The 2,902-nt window shown below is 63.7% G+C and carries 3 protein-coding genes and 1 pseudogene; 2 read left to right on the plus strand and 2 right to left on the minus strand.

Annotated elements, in window-relative coordinates:
- Positions 1–116: 116 nt before the first annotated feature.
- Both ABZ693_RS36015 and ABZ693_RS36020 read right to left on the minus strand, forming a co-directional pair.
- Positions 117–614: a hypothetical protein gene (locus ABZ693_RS36015; protein WP_359885712.1), complete on the minus strand. Its 498-nt coding sequence runs from the start codon at positions 612–614 to the stop codon at positions 117–119.
- Between the two features lie 16 nt (positions 615–630).
- The gene (locus ABZ693_RS36020) at positions 631–2,007 is read right to left on the minus strand and encodes a DNA/RNA non-specific endonuclease (protein ID WP_359885713.1); all 1,377 of its coding nucleotides are present in this window, start codon (positions 2,005–2,007) and stop codon (positions 631–633) included.
- Here ABZ693_RS36020 and ABZ693_RS36025 point away from each other — a divergent pair.
- Positions 1,937–2,467: a DUF4166 domain-containing protein gene (locus tag ABZ693_RS36025; RefSeq protein WP_359885714.1), complete on the plus strand. Its 531-nt coding sequence runs from the start codon at positions 1,937–1,939 to the stop codon at positions 2,465–2,467. The genes ABZ693_RS36020 and ABZ693_RS36025 overlap by 71 nt on opposite strands.
- A pseudogene (locus ABZ693_RS36030) lies at positions 2,464–2,805 on the plus strand (TetR/AcrR family transcriptional regulator); the annotation flags it as partial. The gene ABZ693_RS36025 and the pseudogene ABZ693_RS36030, both read left to right, overlap by 4 nt.
- Between the last annotated feature and the right edge of the window lie 97 nt (positions 2,806–2,902).

Below are 2,902 nucleotides of genomic sequence, written 5' to 3' on the forward strand. Positions count from 1 at the left end.
GGGCCGTGCCGGGCCGCCCTTGCCGGGGGGCCCCCCCCCCGGGCGCCCCTTCATCGTGAGCCGGGACAGGCCAGTGGCCCCGGTGTAATGAAATACGCTATGGAGGCATAGCGGATTTAACAGTCCCGCTCGAATGTGTGCCGATCTGGCCATTCGGGGAGCCAATCCGTCTCGATCTCTCCCTTGAATACGCTTTCAAGCCAGGAAATCAGATCGAGATCCGTTGAGTGCCAGTCTCCCCAGCTTCGACGGAATGCGGAGACAGTCCATCTGGTTCCTTCGTCCCGTGGTGTAAGGAAGAGTTGATCGCCATCGATCGTATGTCCCCAGTACAGCATTCCTCCTCGGATTGGTAGAACTGGGCCGACGATCTCCTGTGAATTCCCTCCTTGGATGTACTGGCTCATCCAGTTCCCTTTATCTCGCATACTGCTTGGGCCGTAGATGAAGAGGAAATCGTCTATGAGGGTGTCACCGTAGGTTCCGGATACCGCCTTGACCTCACTGGGGAGCGTGAGTCCCCACTCCAACTCGAGCGGGCGAAGGTCTAGGTTCTTCTTCCACGGGGTTGGCCCGAGGATGCCGGTCAGGGCGGAAATGTCTATTTCCTTCATTCTGCTTCCTTGAGAACTACCAGCATCTGTATGTGGCGGTTGCTGTGTTGTCGAATTCGCACCTGACGGTCTTAGTTCCAAAGGAAAGGAATTCTACCTTGGTGGGTATCGGAGATTGCCGGTTTCCGTATACCGGTGTGACTTGAATAAATTGATTTCCTCCTTCGGTGATGGAACCTAGTATGACTTTTTCGGCATGGTCGAACATTGTCTGGTTCGCCCTCTGGTACATCGGAACGAAGTTTCGAGTGTCCGTGTTCGATCCCCCCATCGAGAAGCCGATGAGGTGACCGCGGGCGCGGTCTCCTGCGGGAAGGATGTTCAGTCCTGGAAGTCCGAATTTTAGACCCGGCCTGGGGGGAGGGGTGTAATCAGCCTTCGTGAGGGTTGCGAACGCGCCCGTGGCCACACACTCTCCGGCGTGCAGCTTGCGAGGGAGGTAGACCTTGTTCGGTCCATCGATTCCTGATCCTGTATCACATCGGTCGCCCGATCTGGTAGCGCTCCTGTCTCCATTTTGCCTCCCTCCGGAATCAATGCTGGCCGAAGGCTGATTGGCCGCAGTGGCTGCTGCGTCAGGAATATCGATGGGGGTAAGTGGAACATTTGATGCCGCGGCGAATTGGTCGATTGCCGCGCCGAAATGTTCCGCGTTGCGCAAAGACTGCTGCCTGATCTTGGAGGCGTCGATTTGCGGCTTTGGTTTGGTTTGAGTTGGAGCGGGTTTTGGATTCTTTCCGGTGTTAGGGTTTCTCGGCTCGGTCGGCCGGGGTGGCTTTTTGTTCCGATTGTAAGGATTATTCCCTCGAGAGGATCCCGCGGTTCCGCTATTGGTTTTCCCGCGGGGGGAGCCACCACTTCGGCTGCCAGCGTTTCCTCGAGTCGTTCCGCTGCCGCGATTGCCGGTGTTCCCCCGGTTGATCGTAGGCCTGTTGGTCGTTCGACAAGTGCCGGTGACAGCGCAGCCCTTGGGCTTTGGCTTGCTCCTTCCGGTGGTGGTCCCCCTGCAGAGAGACGAGTACTTTGAGCACTCTTGAGTCCTCGCGCTGCCGCTCGGGCGTCCCGTTCCCGAACGCCCGCTCTTGCCCTTCGTCTTGGTTTTCTTGGTCGAGGAGTTCCGGGCCGGAGGTCGGGGTCGTCCTATGCTTCCTCCTCCGTTGGTGGCCCCGCCGTAGCCACCTCGAGCGCCGGATCCGGGCATGCCACCGCAACCGCACCGTCCGTCGAACGCGTGCCCCGTTGGGTCGGTTCCGTTGAGAGGGCCGCCTTCGCCGTATCCATAACGGTTGGCCTGGCCTGAAGGCGTGGGGTCGAGCTGCCAGGTGTCGCGCGAGGTTGGCGGGACCCGCAACATCCTCCTTCCGCGCACCGGCCGCCATGTGCCCTTCACCATCGAGAACGTGCCCTACCTCGACGCGTACGGCCGTGAGACCGTCACCTTCGTGCGTACCTTCCACTTGCCCGGCCGCCCGCGCCGGTTCGACGCGACGATGGTGTACAGCCCCGCGGGGAGCGGCCGGATCGTCGACTACCTCGGCACCCACCAGCACCTCGCCAGTGAACTGCGGCTGTCCGCCGAGCCCGACGGCTCGCTGCTCATCCGCTCCGGCGAACACCGCTTCCGCGAAGGCCCCGTGGACGTGCGCGTGCCCGAACTCATCGGCGGCGACGCCGAGGTGCGCGAGTCCTTCGACGAGCGCACCGGGCGCTTCCGGGTACGGGTCCGGGTCGTCAACCGGTACGTCGGGCCGCTGTTCGGGTACGAGGGGGCGTTCACCGCCGCCTACGCGCGCGTACGTGACTGCGGCGTCCGCCCCGGTCTGCGCCCCGTGCGCGAGGAGGCCCGCGCGTGAGCACCGACGAGACCCGCCGCAAACTGCTCGACGGCGCCCTGAGAGTCCTCGTCGAACAGGGCATCGCCAAGACCTCCGCCCGCTCGGTGGCTGCCGCCGCCGGAGTCAACCAGGGCTTGGTCTTCTATCACTTCGGCTCCATGGACGAACTCCTGGCCGCCGCCTGCCGGTACGGCGCCGAGCAGCGTGTCGCCCGCTACCGCGAGCGCCTGGGCGCGGTCGGCACCCTGTCCGAACTGCTCGCCCTCGGCCGGGTGCTGCACGAGGAGGAACGGGAGGCCGGCCAGGTCGCCGTCCTCGGGCAGCTGCTCGCCGGGGCGCAGACGCACCCCCGGCTCGGCCGAAGGCGTGGACGGAGCCGAGCCGGTCGCCGACGACGACCGAGCCGGCGATCGCGGCGAGCGCCGTCCCGGGGTGCCGGGTGAGGGTCGCGGT

This window comes from Streptomyces laurentii (genome assembly GCF_040635425.1).
Taxonomy (GTDB): Bacteria; Actinomycetota; Actinomycetes; order Streptomycetales; family Streptomycetaceae; genus Streptomyces; species Streptomyces laurentii.

Excerpts from the sequence above, each read along its gene's own strand:
- ABZ693_RS36015 (WP_359885712.1), bottom strand. The coding sequence starts at position 614 with ATGAAGGAAATAGACATTTCCGCCCTGACCGGCATCCTCGGGCCAACC.
- ABZ693_RS36020 (WP_359885713.1), bottom strand. The coding sequence starts at position 2,007 with ATGGTGAAGGGCACATGGCGGCCGGTGCGCGGAAGGAGGATGTTGCGG.